The sequence below is a fragment of the Chitinophaga sp. W2I13 genome (assembly GCF_050434005.1).
GTDB lineage: Bacteria > Bacteroidota > Bacteroidia > Chitinophagales > Chitinophagaceae > Chitinophaga.
In genome coordinates, this window is the sequence record NZ_JBNPWD010000001.1 from 7679809 (window position 1) to 7697537 (window position 17729).

Annotated in this window: 14 protein-coding genes; 8 read left to right on the forward strand and 6 right to left on the reverse strand. The window is 46.9% G+C overall.

Going from position 1 to position 17729, the window contains the following annotated elements; genetic code table 11:
• Positions 1 to 20: 20 nt before the first annotated feature.
• Both QFZ48_RS31210 and dusB read right to left on the reverse strand, forming a co-directional pair.
• On the reverse strand, positions 21 to 617 hold the full coding sequence (locus tag QFZ48_RS31210; protein ID WP_429046759.1) for a nuclear transport factor 2 family protein: 597 nt from the start codon (positions 615 to 617) through the stop codon (positions 21 to 23).
• A 67-nt stretch (positions 618 to 684) separates the two neighbouring features.
• A complete protein-coding gene (gene dusB, locus QFZ48_RS31215; RefSeq protein ID WP_429046757.1) occupies positions 685 to 1722 on the reverse strand; it encodes a tRNA dihydrouridine synthase DusB in 1038 nt (345 codons plus the stop codon).
• A gap of 305 nt (positions 1723 to 2027) precedes the next feature.
• On the opposite strand from dusB, the gene QFZ48_RS31220 reads away from it, so the two are divergent.
• The 6 genes from QFZ48_RS31220 (at position 2028) to egtD (ending at position 8211) form a co-directional block, all read left to right on the forward strand.
• Positions 2028 to 3416 carry a mercuric reductase gene (locus tag QFZ48_RS31220; protein WP_429065371.1) on the forward strand — a complete coding sequence of 463 codons (1389 nt, stop codon included), beginning with the start codon at positions 2028 to 2030 and terminating at the stop codon, positions 3414 to 3416.
• 34 nt (positions 3417 to 3450) lie between these two features.
• Positions 3451 to 4389 (forward strand): ABC transporter ATP-binding protein, encoded by a 939-nt coding sequence (locus tag QFZ48_RS31225; RefSeq protein ID WP_429046753.1) that lies wholly within the window; start codon positions 3451 to 3453, stop codon positions 4387 to 4389.
• A 9-nt stretch (positions 4390 to 4398) separates the two neighbouring features.
• Positions 4399 to 5967, forward strand: a complete 1569-nt coding sequence (locus tag QFZ48_RS31230; RefSeq protein ID WP_429046751.1) for an ABC transporter permease/substrate-binding protein — start codon at positions 4399 to 4401, stop codon at positions 5965 to 5967.
• 12 nt (positions 5968 to 5979) lie between these two features.
• A complete protein-coding gene (locus QFZ48_RS31235) occupies positions 5980 to 6126 on the forward strand; it encodes a DinB family protein (protein ID WP_429065373.1) in 147 nt (48 codons plus the stop codon).
• A gap of 97 nt (positions 6127 to 6223) precedes the next feature.
• On the forward strand, positions 6224 to 7132 hold the full coding sequence (locus QFZ48_RS31240; RefSeq protein WP_429065375.1) for an SUMF1/EgtB/PvdO family nonheme iron enzyme: 909 nt from the start codon (positions 6224 to 6226) through the stop codon (positions 7130 to 7132).
• Between the two features lie 89 nt (positions 7133 to 7221).
• Positions 7222 to 8211: an L-histidine N(alpha)-methyltransferase gene (egtD, locus tag QFZ48_RS31245; protein WP_429046748.1), complete on the forward strand. Its 990-nt coding sequence runs from the start codon at positions 7222 to 7224 to the stop codon at positions 8209 to 8211.
• Here the strand turns inward: egtD and QFZ48_RS31250 are convergent.
• Positions 8208 to 8678 carry a DinB family protein gene (locus QFZ48_RS31250; RefSeq protein WP_429065377.1) on the reverse strand — a complete coding sequence of 157 codons (471 nt, stop codon included), beginning with the start codon at positions 8676 to 8678 and terminating at the stop codon, positions 8208 to 8210. The genes egtD and QFZ48_RS31250 overlap by 4 nt on opposite strands.
• Before the next feature lie 217 nt (positions 8679 to 8895).
• Here QFZ48_RS31250 and QFZ48_RS31255 point away from each other — a divergent pair, with 217 nt between their 5' ends.
• Positions 8896 to 11598: an outer membrane beta-barrel protein gene (locus QFZ48_RS31255; protein WP_429065379.1), complete on the forward strand. Its 2703-nt coding sequence runs from the start codon at positions 8896 to 8898 to the stop codon at positions 11596 to 11598.
• Positions 11599 to 11820: 222 nt separating this feature from the next.
• Here QFZ48_RS31255 and QFZ48_RS31260 read toward each other — a convergent pair whose 3' ends face one another.
• On the reverse strand, positions 11821 to 12681 hold the full coding sequence (locus tag QFZ48_RS31260) for an OmpA/MotB family protein (RefSeq protein ID WP_429046743.1): 861 nt from the start codon (positions 12679 to 12681) through the stop codon (positions 11821 to 11823).
• A 283-nt stretch (positions 12682 to 12964) separates the two neighbouring features.
• Between QFZ48_RS31260 and QFZ48_RS31265 the strand changes: the two genes are divergently transcribed.
• Positions 12965 to 13990 carry a LacI family DNA-binding transcriptional regulator gene (locus QFZ48_RS31265; RefSeq protein WP_429046741.1) on the forward strand — a complete coding sequence of 342 codons (1026 nt, stop codon included), beginning with the start codon at positions 12965 to 12967 and terminating at the stop codon, positions 13988 to 13990.
• Positions 13991 to 14205: 215 nt separating this feature from the next.
• Here the strand turns inward: QFZ48_RS31265 and QFZ48_RS31270 are convergent, their stop codons facing one another.
• Together QFZ48_RS31270 and QFZ48_RS31275 are read right to left on the reverse strand one after the other, a co-directional pair.
• The gene (locus tag QFZ48_RS31270; protein ID WP_429046740.1) at positions 14206 to 15435 is read right to left on the reverse strand and encodes an alkaline phosphatase family protein; all 1230 of its coding nucleotides are present in this window, start codon (positions 15433 to 15435) and stop codon (positions 14206 to 14208) included.
• A gap of 112 nt (positions 15436 to 15547) precedes the next feature.
• Positions 15548 to 17716 (reverse strand): DPP IV N-terminal domain-containing protein, encoded by a 2169-nt coding sequence (locus QFZ48_RS31275; protein WP_429065380.1) that lies wholly within the window; start codon positions 17714 to 17716, stop codon positions 15548 to 15550.
• Positions 17717 to 17729 lie beyond the last annotated feature (13 nt).

The following is a 17729-nucleotide window of genomic DNA, read 5'->3' on the forward strand; positions in this document are numbered from 1 at the left end:
TTATGCGAGAAAACCATTTCCTATTGCAACACCTCACGATCGCTGTGAACATCCTGGTAAAATTTCTTTACCAGCCGGCTATCTGGCAGGGAGTTCAACACAGCGATAAACCATTTGCCGTCTTTCTTCACCACCTTGCCCTTATAATAACCGACCGACATCAGCTGGATCTGCCCGGTGGTAAGGTCTGTCCAGAGGTTACTGGCATACATCGTTACCCGCACCGTATCATTTGTGCCGGGGTAAAACTGCATATTAGAGATAAGGTGCCTCGACTGGTAATGCGTGTTCCGGATACTCAGCACCAGGGAATCCATCTTAGCGGTCCAGTTTTGTTTTCCTTTTAGCTTTACCCCATCAATTTCCCCGCGGATGTTATCGTCCATAAACTCCACACATTTATCCAGGTGACCGTTGTCGAAATGCTCACAGAAGCCATAAATCACTTTTTCAATCTGTTGTTGTTCCCGGTATCCCAGGTCGCGGATATGGTCAACGTCCGGAGTAACGGCAGCGGTGCTGTCGGCGGTAATTTTTTCTTCGGGAGATGTGTGGCAGGAAAAGAGGCCTATGGTGCTAAGAACAAGCGCAGTGGCAAACGGGAAAAATCTGGACATCTGATAAATTTTATGATATAACAAAACAAACGCATAATTAGTTTTATTATATCATAAAATTTCCTGTCTATAACGGACACTTCTGGTGATAATCAATTAATTCAATCGGCGTGTTGGCCAGTTCAATGCCTTTATAATGGGCTTCAATCTCATCTAATACGGCTTCCACTTCTTCCACGGTTTTCATGGTCACCAGCCTGGTGCGGAACTGTTTGATATCAGGTAACCCTTTCAGGTAATTGGCGTAGCAGCCGCGCATTTCGTTGATTCCCTGCACAGGGCCTTTCCATTCCACCGACAGGCGGAGGTGTTTCTTACTTACGGCAATACGTTCTTCCAGGGTGGGGCCAGCCATAATCTCGCCGGTATTCACATAATGTTTGATCTCCCGGAACAACCACGGATAGCCAATTACTGCACGGCCGATCATAATACCATCTACACCGTAACGGTTTTTATATTCCAGCGCTTTCTGCGGGCTATTAATATCTCCATTACCAAAAATAGGAATATGTATACGGGGGTTATTTTTTACTTTACCGATGAGGGTCCAGTCGGCTTCGCCCTTATACATCTGGCAACGGGTACGGCCGTGGATAGCCAGGGCTTTGATGCCCACGTCCTGCAGCCGCTCTGCTACCTCTTCAATATTCTTTGAGTCGTCGTCCCATCCCAGCCGGGTTTTCACCGTAACCGGCAGCTTAGTGGCCTTTACGCAGGCTTCAGTGAGCCGTACCATCAGGTCCAGGTCCTTTAGTACACCGGCGCCGGCGCCTCTTCCGGCTACCTTCTTCACCGGACACCCAAAATTGATATCCAGCAGATCCGGGTTGGTAACATCCACGATCCTGGCAGCCATCGCCAGGCTATCCTCATCCCCGCCAAAGATCTGTATCCCCACCGGGCGTTCATATTCAAAAATATCGAGCTTCTTCCTGCATTTCATAGCATCACGGATCAACCCTTCACTGGAAATAAATTCCGTGTACATCAGGTCAGCGCCCGCATCCTTGCACACCGCCCGGAAAGGAGGATCACTCACATCCTCCATAGGAGCCAGCAGCAAAGGAAAATCAGGAAGCGTTATGTTATCAATCTTTACCAAAATCTATATCTTTTTGCAGAAGCCGCAAAGATAAAGAATTATTACGCGGATTTTGTCTTTCTCGCTGATTACGCTGATTATACTGATTACTTTGATTTGATCACTTTGGATTTTAAAGGATTTCGGGAGATATAAGCGATATATTCCGCTTCTATCTCCCGAAATCCTTTAAAATCCCCAAATAAAATCCAGGTAATCAGTATAATCAGCGTAATCAGCGAGAAAGACAACATCCGCTTTAATTCGCTAAATTTACTTACTTTTCGTTGGTATAATCTTTGGCCCCGCATCCTAAATCTTTCCGTATGCAAAAATTTGACGCCATAATAATCGGATCAGGTCAGGGGGGAAATCCGCTGGCAAAAAAAATGGAAGAAAAAGGCTGGAAAACCGCGCTCATTGAACAACGCTATCTCGGTGGCACCTGCATCAACGATGGCTGCACACCTACCAAAGCAATGATCGCCTGCGCAAAAGTAGCACATACCGTTTTTCATAGTAAAGACTGGGGCATTCACAGCCACGGATTCATGGTGGATCTGCCGTTTATTGTAGCGCGGAAAAACAATATCGTAACGGAATTCCGCGGAGGAACAGCCAAAGGATTACAATCAGATAATGTAAACATCTTCATGGGAACAGCCGCCTTCACCGGGCATAAAACAATTACGGTGACCGGCCACAAAGGAGAAGAAGATATACTAACTGCCGATCACATTTTCATCAATACCGGCACCAAGCCGTTTATTCCCCCTATACCGGGCCTGGCTGACGTACCCTATCTTACCTCCACCACCCTGCTCGATGAAGTAACGGTTCCGAAAGAACTGATCATTCTCGGCGGCAGCTACATCGCCCTGGAAATGGGACAACTCTATCAGCGTTTAGGCAGTCACGTTACTATAATAGAATCCGCTTCTCAACTGGTATCAAAAGAAGACGCCGACGTGGCGGCGGTAATAAAAAAAATGCTGGAATCGGAAAACATGCAGATCCATACCGGCACACAGGTAACGCACGTATCCCTCAATGGGAAAAGGATCAGCATAGACATTACCACCGGTAATGATAAAGATACTATAACGGGCACGCATATACTGATTGCAACCGGGCGCACGCCACAAACCGCGGCACTGCAGCTCCAACAAACAAATGTACTTACAGATGAAAAAGGGTTTATACAGGTAAACGACCGCCTGGAAACTTCCCAACCGGGCATCTATGCCCTCGGCGATGTAAAGGGAGGCCCTGCATTTACACATATCTCCTACAACGATCATCTCATTATTTATAAGAACATTTTTGAAAATGCAAACATCAGTATAAAAGACCGGCAGATACCTTACTGTATGTTCACCGATCCGCAATTGGGACGTATTGGCATCACTGAAAATGAAGCGCGGAAAGAAGGTATCCCGTTTAAAACAGCATGCCTGAGTATGGACAAAGTTGCCAGGGCCATAGAAACAGGGCAAACAAGAGGTTTTATGAAAGCACTGGTACATGAACACACCGGTAAAATCCTGGGAGCCGCTGTAATAGGCACCGAAGGCGGCGAAATCATGTCCATCCTGCAGATGGCCATGCTTGGCGGTGTCACTGCCACGCAGATACGTGAAATGGTGTTTGCCCATCCGCTCTATGCAGAATCATTAAACAATCTCTTTATGACCCTGGAGAAACCTGCTCCATAATGAGCAATTTTTTCCACAATCTGATATATACCGAATGATCAAACTGTCGAATGTTTCCAAATATTTTGGTCCTGGGAAAAAAGCAGTCGATGATATTTCCTTTGAAGTAAAGGAAGGGGAAACACTGGTACTGCTGGGCACCAGCGGCTGCGGCAAAACCACTACCCTCCGCATGATCAACCGCTTACTGGAAGCCGACAGCGGCCAGATATTTATTAACGGGAAAGAAATACAGGAGCTGTCTCCTGAAATACTCCGGCGTAACATCGGCTATGTATTACAGAACACCGGGTTGTTCCCGCATTACACCGTGAGCGACAACATCGGCCTCGTACCCTCCCTGCTGAAGTGGGATAAAAAACGCATTCACGATCGCACCACCACGCTGATGGATAAACTCCGTTTACCTGCCGCCACCTACGCGGAAGTATATCCGCAGCAGCTCAGCGGCGGACAACAACAACGCGTTGGCCTGGCCCGCGCACTGGCGGCAGATCCGCCGGTACTCCTCATGGATGAACCCTTTGGCGCACTGGATCCGCTTACACGCATCAGTGTCCGGAAGGAATTTAAATCGCTCGATGAGATCAGCCACAGAACCATTATCCTGGTAACACATGATGTGGAGGAAGCCTTTGAACTGGGCCACCGGATCTGTCTCATGAACGAAGGACGTATCCAGCAACTCGGCACACCTGCGGAACTGATCTTCCATCCGGCCAACGATTTTGTAAGGTCCTTCCTCGATCCGCAGCGACTGCAGCTGGAGCTGAAGTCCCTGCAGATAAAAGACCTGTGGCAATGGTTGCCATCTTCCACTGTTGCTGCAAACGGGCAATTAACCGCCTCCAGCACCTGCTGGGACGCCCTGGAAGCCATTACGCAACAGCCGGTAGCCGTAACATACGAACAGGAACAAAAGATAATTGACGGGAATGGGCTTATGGCGGCAATAGCTGCCTACAAAAATTAACGCAACGGCATGGAAGCAACCGAAACCTTATTTGAATTTGTACAACAACAATCCGGTAAACTGCTGGAGCAAACCCTCACGCACACCGGGCTTACCTTTATATCTGTGCTGCTGGCCGTAGCCATAGGCGTACCCGCCGGCATTTTCATCACCCGTAAAAAAAGACTGGCAGCACCTGTGCTGGGCTTCGCCGGCGTAATGCAAACCATTCCAAGCATTGCCCTGCTGGGGTTCATGATCCCGCTGCTGGGCATTGGCCCCAAACCCGCTATAGTAGCCTTGTTTCTTTATGCACTGCTGCCCATTATCCGTAATACCTATACCGGTATCAGCGGAGTAGATCCCAATGTAACAGAAGCGGCTACCGGTATGGGAATGAGCCGCAGGCAAATGCTGATGAAAGTGCAACTGCCACTGGCCATGCCCGTTATACTGGCCGGTATCCGCACCGCAACAGTGATCAACGTAGGCGTAGCTACACTGGCTGCCTACATCGCCGCAGGCGGACTCGGGGAATTTATCTTCGGCGGCATCGCACTCAACAACACCAATATGATGCTGGCGGGAGCCATACCCGCAGCTTTACTGGCATTGTTGTTCGACTGGCTCTTGTCGCTGCTCCAGCACATCAATATCCGGAAAGCCCGTAAAACACTATACGCACTGCCTTTTATCTTCCTGCTTCTCTCCTCTTTCTATCTTTTACCCGATACCTACAGCGGTAAAATGCTGGCCGGATTCACCCCCGAATTTATGGGCAGAAAAGACGGTAACCTCGGGCTAAAATCCGTATACGGCCTGCATATCCGTACCCTCGTCATCAGCGACATGATCATGTATAAAGCCGCCTACGAAAAAAAGCTGGACGTTATAAGCGGAAGCAGCACAGACGGCAGGGTAAAGGCTTTTGACCTGGTTGTACTGGAAGATGATAAACATATTTTTCCGCCCTATTATGCAGCCCCCATTGTACGGGAAGAAACCCTGCAACAATACCCGGAACTGGAACCGGCACTCAACCTGCTGGTTGGTACAATTAATGATAGTATCATGACGGAATTGAACTACCGGGTGGACTATCTTAAACAAAATCCGGAAAAGGTGGCAAAGGATTTTCTTGTTGCCAGGCAACTCTGGAAACCAGCCGGCAACGGCGCTAAAGGCACTATCCGCATCGGCTCGAAAATTTTTGGCGACGGTTATATCCTCGCCGCCATGTACAAGATGCTGATCGAAGGTCATACCGGTCTTGCTGCAGTCACCAAAACAGGACTCGGCGGTACAAAGATTGTGTTCGACGCATTGGTAAACGACCAGATAGATATGTACCCGGAATACACCGGCACCGGTTTGCTCGTATTACTCCAGGCGCCGCAACAGGTCACAGACAGCATTATCGGCGACAGCCAGAAAGTTTACGACTATGTAAGCGCAGCATTTGAAAAACAATATCGTATCAAATGGCTGCAACCCATCGGATTTAATAATACCTACGCATTAATGATGCGGAGAGCCGCAGCAAAAGAACGGCACATCCGCAGCATTTCTGATTTTACAAAATATGTGAATCAACAGTAAGCACCTGTAATTATGTTACTGAAAGAACAATATGAAACAGTACGGCGGAGAAGCGAAAAAATTTGCGCCCCGCTAAAAACGGAAGACTATGTAGTGCAACCTATTGTGGATGTAAGTCCGCCTAAATGGCACCTGGGCCACACCACCTGGTTTTTTTGAAACATTTATCCTGCTTCCTAACGCCAAAGGTTACACGGTTTTTGATCCTCAATATAATTATGTTTTCAACAGCTACTATGAATCCGTTGGCGCACGGGTGATCCGCACCAACCGGGGTAACCTGAGCCGCCCGGCAGTGGAAGATATCATGCGCTACCGGAAGTATGTGGATGAAGCCATGACAGATTTTTTGAAAGAAGAACTGTCCCCGGAGCTGCAGGAGCTGTTTATTCTCGGACTGAACCACGAGGAGCAGCACCAGGAATTACTGTACACGGATATTAAATATATCCTCGGGCATAATCCCCTGTTCCCTGCCTACGATATTCATCATAAAGATATACCCATAGTGAACAATCCCGGCGATACCTGGTTAAATATACGTGCCGGCGTATATGATATCGGCTTTGCAGGAGACGGATTCTGTTTTGATAATGAACTGGGCAGGCATACCGTATATTTGCAGGATTATAAAATCAGTACCACGCTGGTCACCAACACGGAATACCTGGACTTTATCCAGGCCGGTGGCTACCAGGATTTCCGCTACTGGCACGCGGAAGGATGGGACTGGGTAAAAAATAACCAGGTAACCACCCCGATGTATTGGTACAACATCGACGGGAAATGGATGCATTATACCTGGCAGGGGCTTCAGCCAATCATGCCGGATGCACCTGTTACGCATATCAGCTACTACGAAGCGGCTGCATATGCCGCCTGGAAAGGACAACGGCTACCAACAGAGTTTGAGTGGGAAGTAGCCGCACCGCAACTGGCATGGGGCCAACGGTGGGAATGGTGCGAAAGCGCTTATCTCCCCTACCCCGGCTTTGCAAAGGCGCCCGGCGCCATCGGTGAATATAATGGAAAATTCATGATCAATCAGATGGTACTGCGTGGTGGCTCTGAAGTAACTTCGCCCAACCATAGCCGTATCACTTACCGTAACTTTTTCCATCCTTCACTGAGATGGCAATTTACCGGGATAAGATTGGCAGGATGATTGAGACAACGTTGTGAAATGATCCGGATCTCCGGAAAATAGCTTCGCTGCTTTCCGTGAATCCAAGTTCAGAACATCAAAAAATAATTATGACTGTAATTCCTAACGTACTTGCGCCATGCAAGCGCAAACCGGCCACCGATATATTTTATCACGACGTGGTGCAGGGCCTCACTGCACCCCAGAAATACCTGGACCCGAAATATTTCTATGATGCGGCAGGAGATGCCCTCTTTCAGCAGATCATGCAGTGCCATGAATATTACCTGACCGGATGCGAAATGGAAATTCTCCGCGAACAGTCTGCGCAAATAGTACAGGCGTTACAGTTATACGCCGGCGATTTTGATGTGGTGGAACTGGGTGCAGGCGACGCTACCAAATCCGTTCACTTGCTGCAACAGCTGATCAATAACGGCGTCGATTATACGTATTTCCCCATCGACATTTCCGCCAACGTGATCACGCAACTGGAAAAGAACCTGCCCGCGCAGGTCGCAGGCCTTCAATTGCATGGCTTAAACGGGGAATATTTCCATATGCTGCAGCAGGCCAATAAGGTGACTGCCAAAAAGAAAGTATTGCTTTTCATGGGCGCCAACATCGGCAACTTCAGCGTGAGCGCTGCCCGTAGCTTCTGCCAGCAGCTGCGGCAATATATGCAGCCCGGCGATCTGCTGCTGACCGGCTTCGATCTCAAAAAACATCCGCAGGTAATCCTGAATGCATATAACGACTCCGCCGGCATCACCCGCGCGTTTAACTTCAACCTCTTACACCGTATCAACAGGGAGCTGTATGCAGATTTTGACACCTCAAAATTTGAACACTTCCCCACTTATGATCCGGTTACCGGCGCCTGCAAAAGTTATCTCATCAGCCTGGAAAACCAACAGGTGCACATCGGGGAGGATACGACGGTAAATTTTGCAGAAAATGAATCCATTTATATGGAGATCTCACAGAAGTACAGCCTGGAAGAAACAGACCAGCTGGCAGCCTATGCAGGCTTCAGGCCGGTGGCCCGCTTCTTCGACCGCAAACACTGGTTCACCGATTGTTTATGGAAATGTATTTAATGCCAGGCATTCAGCATTCTTCTGACAGCTACAATCTCACCGGTGTGATAACTGGTGTGATCCAGCAACAATACGGCTTCCCGGAATAAGTGCTGCCCGGTGCCATGTGAAAAAGGCGCAAACAGATCATCGCTCTGTTCCAGCAGATCAATAAAGGCATGCAGGTCCTTATCCACCTGCTCCACGCTGTGCTTCCATGTGGCATCGTCCTTCGGAGCAGTTTCCTCCGGCCAGTAGGCCTTTGGCCACTCAATTTCCTTATAGTCCGGGTTCCTGGAGAAATCGAGGATATCATATTGCGTAATCCTGATATGCTCCACCAATTGCCAGATGCTGTAAGGCATACCGGCAGGTACCACACCCCTCAGATCAGCTGGCAGCTTTTTTACCGAATCGCTGAAAGTGACGTGTGCATTGGGTTTAAGCAACATGTCCTTCAGCGATTTAACTAACGTAGCAGTATTCATAAAATAGTAATTTTATTTGTCGGGGTTCAAAGATCAAAAAAGAAAGACATCTCATCAAAAAATACTCCAATAATCATGGCCCCGGCATTTGTGAATCAATTGTTAATCTCGTTATCTTATTAATAATTCTTTAACCATTCTGACAACATTTGGTATTGATTAACGGGATGAGGATGCTTCCATACTATCATTGTATTGAAATAACCAAAATCCTCGCATGGCAAAATACTACGCATTATCGTTAACCGTACTGCTGATAGGAATGCATTTTACGCTTTCCGCACAAAGAGAAATAAAAGGCCATGCGTATGACAAAGATACCCGTAAACCACTGACAGGAGCAAATGTACTGCTCTTCACCGCAGAAAGATCCATTCTTAAAGCACAGGGCATCACGAATGAATCCGGCGACTTTATCCTCAAAAAAATACCACAGGGAAATTATGTGATCACGATCAGTTTCATGGGATACGATGCCGCTACCTCACTCATCATGATATCAGAAAAGTCAGCCAAGGTATTTCAGGTAGACCTTCGCTTTTCCGGTCTTCAGCGTAACCCGATCAAACTAAACAGCGTTAACGTAAAAGTAAATAAATCGGCATTCACCATACGGAAAGATACTGTTGAATTTTCTGCGGGCGATTTCCAGACAACCGAAAATGCTTCTGTAAGAAGCCTGCTCAATAAACTCCCCGGCATCACCATTGATGCCGATGGGAACCTGTCTTTCCAGGGCACCGCTATCAAAACCATCCTGGTAAATGGCAGACCGCTTTTCCAGGATGGCAATAGTGCAACAGGCGACACCAAAAAAATAACGCAGAACCTGCTGGCGGATATTGTCGATAAAATACAGGTCATCGACAGAAAAAGAATAGATGGTATGGTGGAAGGTGGTAAAAATGAAAAGGTCATCAACATCACCGTTAAAAAAGAATATAAGAAAGGACTCAATGGCGCTGCCGGCGCAGGCTATGGAACTGACAAACGGTATAACGCCGCCGCCAACGTTAATATGTTCAGGGATACCAGGCAGGCGGTGGTGATGGGATATATCAATAATGTCAATTCCTCCCGCGGCCCCGCTTCCACCGATGAAAACCTGAGCAGGGGAGAAAGTATGATGGGCGGCCTCTCCAGGAAAAATAATGTCAGCGCGAATCTTGGTACCGATATCTCCAAAAAAATAAAACTCAACGCCAACTTCCTTCATCAAAGCCAAAACGTCAATAACAGCCAGCAGCAACAGCGCGACAACGTACTTCCGGACAGTAACTTCCGCTACAACAACAACAATACCTCGGGAAGCACTGCCAACATGAATATCCTCTTTACCAACCTGAGCATCCAGGTCGATGAAAAAAATCTTGTCTCCATAGATATGTCGGCCAACACACAACATAACACTTTCCGCTCCTTCAATCAATACGTTTCAACAGGCGGGAAAAGCAATGACACTATCAACTTTGGCAACACCAATAACCTGGAAACAAGAAGGAATAATGTTATCAACCTCACCACCCAATATAACCACCAGTTCAGTCCCACAGCCGGCAGCATAAGCATATCCTTCAATATTGATCAGAATAATACAAAAGATGAACAGCAGAATACCACCCTGAACACCTTCGCCGCTGCAAACCTGGCAGACACCATCAACCAGCAGGTAAATGCAAAAATAAATGTCAGGCGGCTGATGGCCAGGTTTAACTACCAATATCCGCTGCTCACTTCCATGTACCTGAACGTATCCTATAAAATAACCAACAACTTCACAAAAAATAACCAGGACGCTTTCGATTTCGACAATGAAAAGAAAGGATATGATCTGGTTAACCAGGACCTGACCTACCGGTTTAAAAACAAGATCAATGAGCAGTCGGTCGGCGCAGGACTCTTTCTTAATAAAACAAAAATACAGGGCCAGTTAAATATTGCCTACAACTTCACAAATTCAAAAAGCAATAACACCACCGCCGGCAATGAGTTCCTGCAAAGGATTCATTACCTGTCTCCCAACCTGTCCCTTTTCTATAAAATAGATAACTACAAAAGCCTGGACCTGAGGGTAAACAGGGAAACCCGCATCCCGCCTCCCAACGTATACTTGCCGGTAGTATCTACCCGGAACCCGCTGTATGTGCAGCTCGGCAACCCGGATCTGAAACCGTCTATTTATAACTCTGCCGCCATCGGCTACCGTTCCTTCAGCGTGAAAGGCCTTACGTTCAGTACCAACCTTGGCGCTGATTTGCCAAATAATGCCATGACACAATCCATCTACTCCGACTCTGCCGGCCGGCAAATCAATAAACCAGTAAATGTGGATGGAAATTTTAGTTTTAACCAGGACTTTTCAATAGGTAAAAGATTCAGTAAACCCGCCTTAACACTTAACTATTCATTGTCCTATTATTTCAGCCGGAATAATTCGTTTATCAACCAGGTCAAAAGCCGCACTACTGATCTGAGTATCACACAAATGCTGAACGGCTCCTGGATGTACAAAAAAACGCTGGAACTGGAAGGATTTGTAAGCATGCTGTATATCAGCAGCGTTTACTCCATCCAGAACAACAAACATTCCGACTACCTCATGTACAATGTATCACTCACCGCTAACGTTTTTCTCCCTGCCAACCTCAGCATCGGCAGCGCAGCCCTGTATTTCAATAATACCAGTCAGCATCAGCAATTTGTAGTCCTCAACAGCTGGGTTGCCAAAGCCTTTGGAAAAGATAAAAGCTTCCAGGCAAAACTCTATGCCTACGATCTCACAAAACAAAATCAATCGCTGCTCACCATGCAATCCCCGACCTACATAGAACAGCAGCGGAACACCGTTCTCACCCAATACTTCATGCTAAGCTTCTCCTGGTTCTTCGGCAAAAAACCAGCGGCGAAGCCTGCGGTGTAAGCATCGCCTTCGGCGATGGAAATTGTCTTGGAGCAGGATTACGCTGATTATACTGATTAGCTGGATTTTTACTTTTGGATTTTTCTGATTTTCTTAATAATAATTAAGGGAGATAAAAGCGAATATCCGCTTCTATCTCCCTTAATCCTTTATAAAATCCAAAAGTAAAAATCCAGCTAATCAGTAAAATCAGCGTAATCAGTGTTCCAAGACAACCTTCGCTTAATTCGCTGGTTTTTCCAGTAATTTGAAGAACTGATCCAGCTGTGGCAGTATTACGATCCTCGTTCTGCGGTTGGCTGCTTTGCCTTCAGCGGTGTCGTTGGAAGCGATAGGCAGGTATTCGCTTCTGCCCGCAGCGGTCATGCGTGCTGGCGGAATGTTATACTGGTTCTGCAGAATACGTACTACGGAAGTAGCTCTCTTCACACTCAGATCCCAGTTGTCCAGCAATACATTCGGACGGTAAGGCACGTTATCAGTATGACCTTCTACCATGAATTCAATATCCGGCTGGGCAATCAGCACTTTGGCCACTTTACCCAGTACTTCCTTGGCTCTTTCATTGATTTCGTAACTACCGCTTTTAAACAGCAGCTTATCGGAGATATCTATATATACCACCCCTTTGTCCACTTTAATATTGATGTCTTTATCATCCATATTTCCAATGGCGCCTTTCAGGTTCATCACCAGCTGCATGTTCAGCGAGTCTTTACGGGCAATAGCTGATTGGAGATCTTTAATATAAGCATCCTTGGCGCCAATATTATCCAGGGATTTCTTGATGCTTTCTGCCTGGGCGCCGGAAATTACGGACAACTCCTTCAGGTGATCCAGCATCTGGGTATTGTTGGTTTTCAGTTGCTGTTGTTGCTCCGTTAAATTTGTCACTTTTTCTTTGTACGATGCAGCGGCACGGGCGGCATCTTCTTCGCAGGTTCTCAGCTTACCGTAGGTAGCGCGGTAAAGACTATCAAGTTGCGCATTCCTGGCCTGTGATTCCCTTAATTTACGAGGGGCGGAACAGGATGCAAAAATGGTTACTAAAGCTACCGGCAAGGCTAGTTGTGCTATTTTCATAAAATTACACTTTTTAATAATCTAAAGAATAAGTATATATAAATAGTGGGGTATACAATGGAAAGCAACCCCTGTATAGCAAATAGCAGGCCGAAGCCCCCTTCAGCCCGTTAGAACCCGGTTAGAATCCAGTGTGGTATTAGATGTTGACACGCATAAAAAAAATAAAGCCGTCATCCTAAACAAGCTTTATTCATAAAAAAAAGCTAATGTTTTCCAATATCTAAGTAACTTGTCCGGCAGAGTATACGCTGTATCTATTTTCTATTAATTGCTGAAATGTATGAGAAAGGTGGTTTCTTCGGGTCAACCAACAATAAAGGAAATTGCAAAAAGGCTGAACATCTCTGTATCCACGGTATCAAGAGCGTTACATGATCATCACAGTATAGGTTTAAGAACTAAAACCAGGGTAAAAGAACTGGCGGCCGAACTGAATTATGAACGCAACCAGACAGCTATCTATTTCCAGCAGGGTAAAACATTTACGATCGGTATCCTTTTACCCGAGCTGTCGGAGGCATTCTTTGCCAGCGCTATCAGCGGTATCGAAGACACGGCATACAGCAATAACTACACGGTACTGCTGGGACAATCACACGATGATGAAGCCCGTGAAAAACAGATCATCCAGAGCATGAAACAGCACCGGGTGGACGGCTGCATTGTTTCTATCGGAAAAAATACCAGCAATTACGAACACTTTGAAATGCTGCAACAGGCAAGGATTCCGGTGGTTTTCTTCGACCGCATTCCCAACCTTCCTGATATGCACGCGGTTTCCTGCAACCTGGAATCCGGCACCGTACAGGCAGTGGATTTCCTGCTGAAACAGGGCCACCGCGTAATTGGTATGATCAACGGCCCCGAAACAATGGTGGCCAGCAAGGAACGTGCTACCGGCTACATCAGGGCACTGCAGAAACACCGCCTTAAATACGATCCCAAAATGATCGTCAACGCCGACCTCACCGCCGCAGGCACAGAACAAGCCATGCAGTACCTCCTGTCGCTCAAAAGAAAAGTAACGGCCGTCGTTACTTTCAATGACTATGTAGCCATGGATGCCGTACAGTATGCCCTGAAACAAAAATTGGAAATAAATAAGGATATAACTTTTGTATCTTACGCCAATACACCGGTAAGCGGGTATACAGCCTTTCCCCCTGCTGCATCTGTGGAGCAGTTTCCTTATGAACAGGGCCAGGCGGCTACTAATATGTTATTATCACTCCTGAACGGGGAACATGCCTTGAATGATTTTCAACGCACTGTCATGGAGTCGCAACTGGTGATACATCACCGCTGAGGCATTATCTTATCGATAACCTTGCCACAGTAGTTGACCGTGGCAGGTTATTCGACTTCATTGTTCGCTGTCTATAATTGCTGCTTTTCCAGCTTAGTTCACTTTCTGATTAATTGCTACAACGATTCTACATGATTTTTTTGGCATTCCATGTACGCAAACGCTTGCGTTATCCGCGCAAGCGTTTGCGTAAAGCCTGTTTTCGCTTGTTTTAGCTATTGTTGCACCACCCACCTGTTCACCGTGTTTAACGGCCCTTCCAATACAATCTTGTAAAATGAGGATGGAAGCGATTTTACGCTGATGCTGGCGCCTTCTTTTGATACAGGCACCTCTCCCAGCAGCTTATATTCATCGTGCCCGCCGGTTTTATAATGATTAGTTGTCGTAACCCATATTTTTACGCTTCCCTTTTTATCATAAGCTTTCCATCCCAGTTGCAACTGATCCTTCACTAAGCTGGCAGTAGGCTGCGCCAGTGAAATAGCGCCTGTCAGCGGCACACCATCCAGTTCACGCGCATTCTCCTTAGGAATAGAGATATTCATAAACCGCGCAATGGAAGGCAGGATATCTACAATACCCGGTTGCGCCGTTTTAAAGTAAGGATTCAATCCTTTTGCATTGGTAACAATCCAGGTAGTCCGCTCACGATCCGATTGCCCGCCGTGGCCATGTCCGCCATGCGCATCACGACCGTGATCCGTGGTAATATAGATCTGCCAGTCTTCGTTGAAATTTGCACGCCTGTATTCCATCGCATCCCAGATCTTACCCACCATGTCATCCGTCATCCGCACGGCAGTATCCAGCCGCTCACCGGTACCATAACGATGCCCCATGTCATCGCTGTATTCCAGGTATACCCAGGTCATATCAGGCGCATCGCTTCTTACAAAATCTGCCGCCTTATTCACCACCGTTTCATCAATAAGATGAATATACCAGCTGTCTTTATCATGCGGAAACCGCACGGTATCAAGCTCCAATCCATCCACCGCGTGATCAATATGCAGGTTGCCCGTTTGCGCTAATCCATCTCCCACCAGTTTGGTACGGTTGTCCAGCCAGGTGGAAAAAATAGCCGTCTTCTTTTCAGGATAAGCCGATTTAAAGAACCGGAAAATGCTGGGATAAGCATAATTCTGCGCGGCAATATCATTGTCCCATACATTATGTTTATTCACCCAGGTGCTGGTAAGTAAACTGTTGTAACCCACCGCTGAAATAGTAGGCGTCTGGGAATAACCATTCTTCTCTCCTCCCACGTAAGCACGGCAATACCCGCCTTCCTTTGCTATACGCTTCAGGTTTGGAGTGGGCTGCGACTCAATCACATCTGCCGGAATACCATCCGCAATAATAAATAACACTTTGTGTTTCTTCTGCTGTGCCGCTAACGTGGTAGCTGTCAGGAGGCTCATAGCGAGGAATAAATACTTCATCGTTGACTGTTTAAGATTAGCTGATCGCAATTAGCATAAAATAATAAAGCGAAGATAACAGCGAATATTAATTTTTCGCTATGATCTTCGCTTTAAAAAGAAATCTAAAAAACTATTTCAGATGGACGTCAAAATAGTCGGTGATCTTCTGCATCAGGTGAACCCTGTCTTTTCCCAATACATTATGTAGATGCCCCGGATATACGAAATAATCTACCTGTACTTCATTATCTACACAGGCTTTCAGGAAATCCAGCGAATGCTGCCAAACTACCACATCATCGTTGGTGCCGTGGATCAGCATCAGTTTACCCTGCAGGTTTTTTGTTTTGGTAAGCAGGTTGGAATTGGCATAACCTTCCGGGTTTTCCTGCGGCGTATCCATATAGCGCTCAGTATACATAATTTCATACATGCTCCAGTCGATCACCGGGCCACCGGCTACTCCTGCCTGGAACACGCCCGGATGACGCAGCATCAGCGATGTGGTCATAAAACCACCAAAGCTCCAGCCATGTACACCCATCTTCTGCTGATTAATATACGGCAGCGACTTCAGGTAAGCCACGCCCTGTAACTGATCATTCATTTCCACAGTACCAAGCTGCCGGAAAGTGGCCTGTTCAAAAGCCTTTCCACGGTTATCACTGCCGCGGCCATCCATGGTAAAAATTACATAGCCATGTTGCGCCATGTATTCATACCAAAGGTTACCGCTGTAGGGATAAGTGTTACGGATCAACTGCACATTGGGCCCATTATACAGGTACACAATTACCGGGTAGGTTTTGGTAGAATCAAAGTTCACCGGCAGGATCAGTTTACCGTATAAAGGCGTGCCGTCATCCGCTTTCAGTGTCACCTGCCTGATTTGCGGACGCTGAAAGTCTTTCAGCGGATCGGTGGCGGTGATAATATTTTGTTCAAATTTACCGGCGGTGGCAGTTACCCCCGCTACATACGGAGTGGTACCGGAACTGTAAGCGTCCAGCACATAGCTGCCATCGGTGCTGGCCTGTGCATCGTGCCAGCCCGCAGCTTTATCCAGTGGGGAAAGCGTTGCTGTTTGCTGCTTGTAATTAATCTTATACAAATGTTTCTCCATCGGGCTTTCTTTGGAAGCCGTGAAGATGATTTCATTTTTCTTCGGAATAAAACCCGTTAGTTCATTCACCACCCAATCACCGGTGGTAATTTCCCGCAGTTGTTCTCCTTTGGTATTATAGAGATATAAATGGTTATAGCCACTTTTTTCGCTCCACCAGATAAACTGATCGGTTGTGCCGGGAACAAAAGTTAACGGATGGGTAGGATGTACATATTTAGCATCTGTTTCTTCAAACAGTGTTTTTACCAGTTCCCCGGTAGCCGCACTGTATTGGTTCAGCCATAAATGATTCTGTTCGCGGTTCAGCAGCGCTACATAAACAGATTGCTGGTCAGGCGCCCAGGTAACACATGTGAGATAATGATCTGCAGGCCCGCCGGTTTTCAGGAAAATAGTTTTTTGGGTAGATGGCTGATAAATACCCAGCGTTACTTCATGTGACTTACCACCCGCCATCGGGTATTTGATATTGGTATTATGCGCGGGCGTTACCGACCAGTCGATAACCGGGTAATCATTTACCATGCGCTGATCCATGCGGTAAAATGCCAGCTGATCGCCTTTGGGAGAGAAGAAAATACCTTTGTCGATGCCAAATTCCTCACGGTGAACGCTTTTTCCATTCACAATATTGATATCGGCGTCGTTGGTAACTGCCTGTACATGGCCATCGGCGGTACGGATAAACAGGTTATTGTTTTCGGTCCAGGCAACCTGGCCGCTTTGGTTGTTCACCGTCACATTCTCTGCTTCTTTGGGTAATTCGCACCATTGGCTGAATTGCATGAGGCCATTTTGTAGCTGACCTTTATACAGCATGTTGCCGATAGAAAACCAGGCGCTGGTAGAAGACATCCAGTGCAGCGACGGTACACCGCGTAAAGGTTTGGAAGAAAATAACTGTTCATTGAGCCGTGAAAGTGTCAGCAGGGTATCTGTTTTGCCGGCGGGTAGTGCTACCTTGATCCAGGCGTAATTATCTTTTTCAGATAGTATCCTGGTGTAGGCGTTTTCACCGGGCACCCATTCAAACTGTTTTAAGCGCTCGGGCGCCAGTTGCTGCCGAAGCCCGTTGGTGGCTTCCGCCATGGTATACTGACGTTGCTGGCCATAGGTATATTGCAGCCCACCCGTCATCCATCCTGTCAAAAGCAATAGGAAAGCTTTCTTCATCCTTCTTTTTGGG

Bases quoted from the DNA above. Each gene is read 5' to 3' on its own strand.
- QFZ48_RS31235 (WP_429065373.1), top strand. From the start codon at position 5,980: ATGTTACTGAAAGAACAATATGAAACAGTACGGCGGAGAAGCGAAAAA.
- egtD (WP_429046748.1), top strand. From the start codon at position 7,222: ATGACTGTAATTCCTAACGTACTTGCGCCATGCAAGCGCAAACCGGCC.
- QFZ48_RS31255 (WP_429065379.1), top strand. From the start codon at position 8,896: ATGGCAAAATACTACGCATTATCGTTAACCGTACTGCTGATAGGAATG.
- QFZ48_RS31265 (WP_429046741.1), top strand. From the start codon at position 12,965: ATGAGAAAGGTGGTTTCTTCGGGTCAACCAACAATAAAGGAAATTGCA.
- QFZ48_RS31225 (WP_429046753.1), top strand. From the start codon at position 3,451: ATGATCAAACTGTCGAATGTTTCCAAATATTTTGGTCCTGGGAAAAAA.
- QFZ48_RS31260 (WP_429046743.1), bottom strand. From the start codon at position 12,681: ATGAAAATAGCACAACTAGCCTTGCCGGTAGCTTTAGTAACCATTTTT.
- QFZ48_RS31220 (WP_429065371.1), top strand. From the start codon at position 2,028: ATGCAAAAATTTGACGCCATAATAATCGGATCAGGTCAGGGGGGAAAT.
- QFZ48_RS31270 (WP_429046740.1), bottom strand. From the start codon at position 15,435: ATGAAGTATTTATTCCTCGCTATGAGCCTCCTGACAGCTACCACGTTA.
- QFZ48_RS31250 (WP_429065377.1), bottom strand. From the start codon at position 8,678: ATGAATACTGCTACGTTAGTTAAATCGCTGAAGGACATGTTGCTTAAA.
- QFZ48_RS31275 (WP_429065380.1), bottom strand. From the start codon at position 17,716: ATGAAGAAAGCTTTCCTATTGCTTTTGACAGGATGGATGACGGGTGGG.
- QFZ48_RS31230 (WP_429046751.1), top strand. From the start codon at position 4,399: ATGGAAGCAACCGAAACCTTATTTGAATTTGTACAACAACAATCCGGT.
- QFZ48_RS31210 (WP_429046759.1), bottom strand. From the start codon at position 617: ATGTCCAGATTTTTCCCGTTTGCCACTGCGCTTGTTCTTAGCACCATA.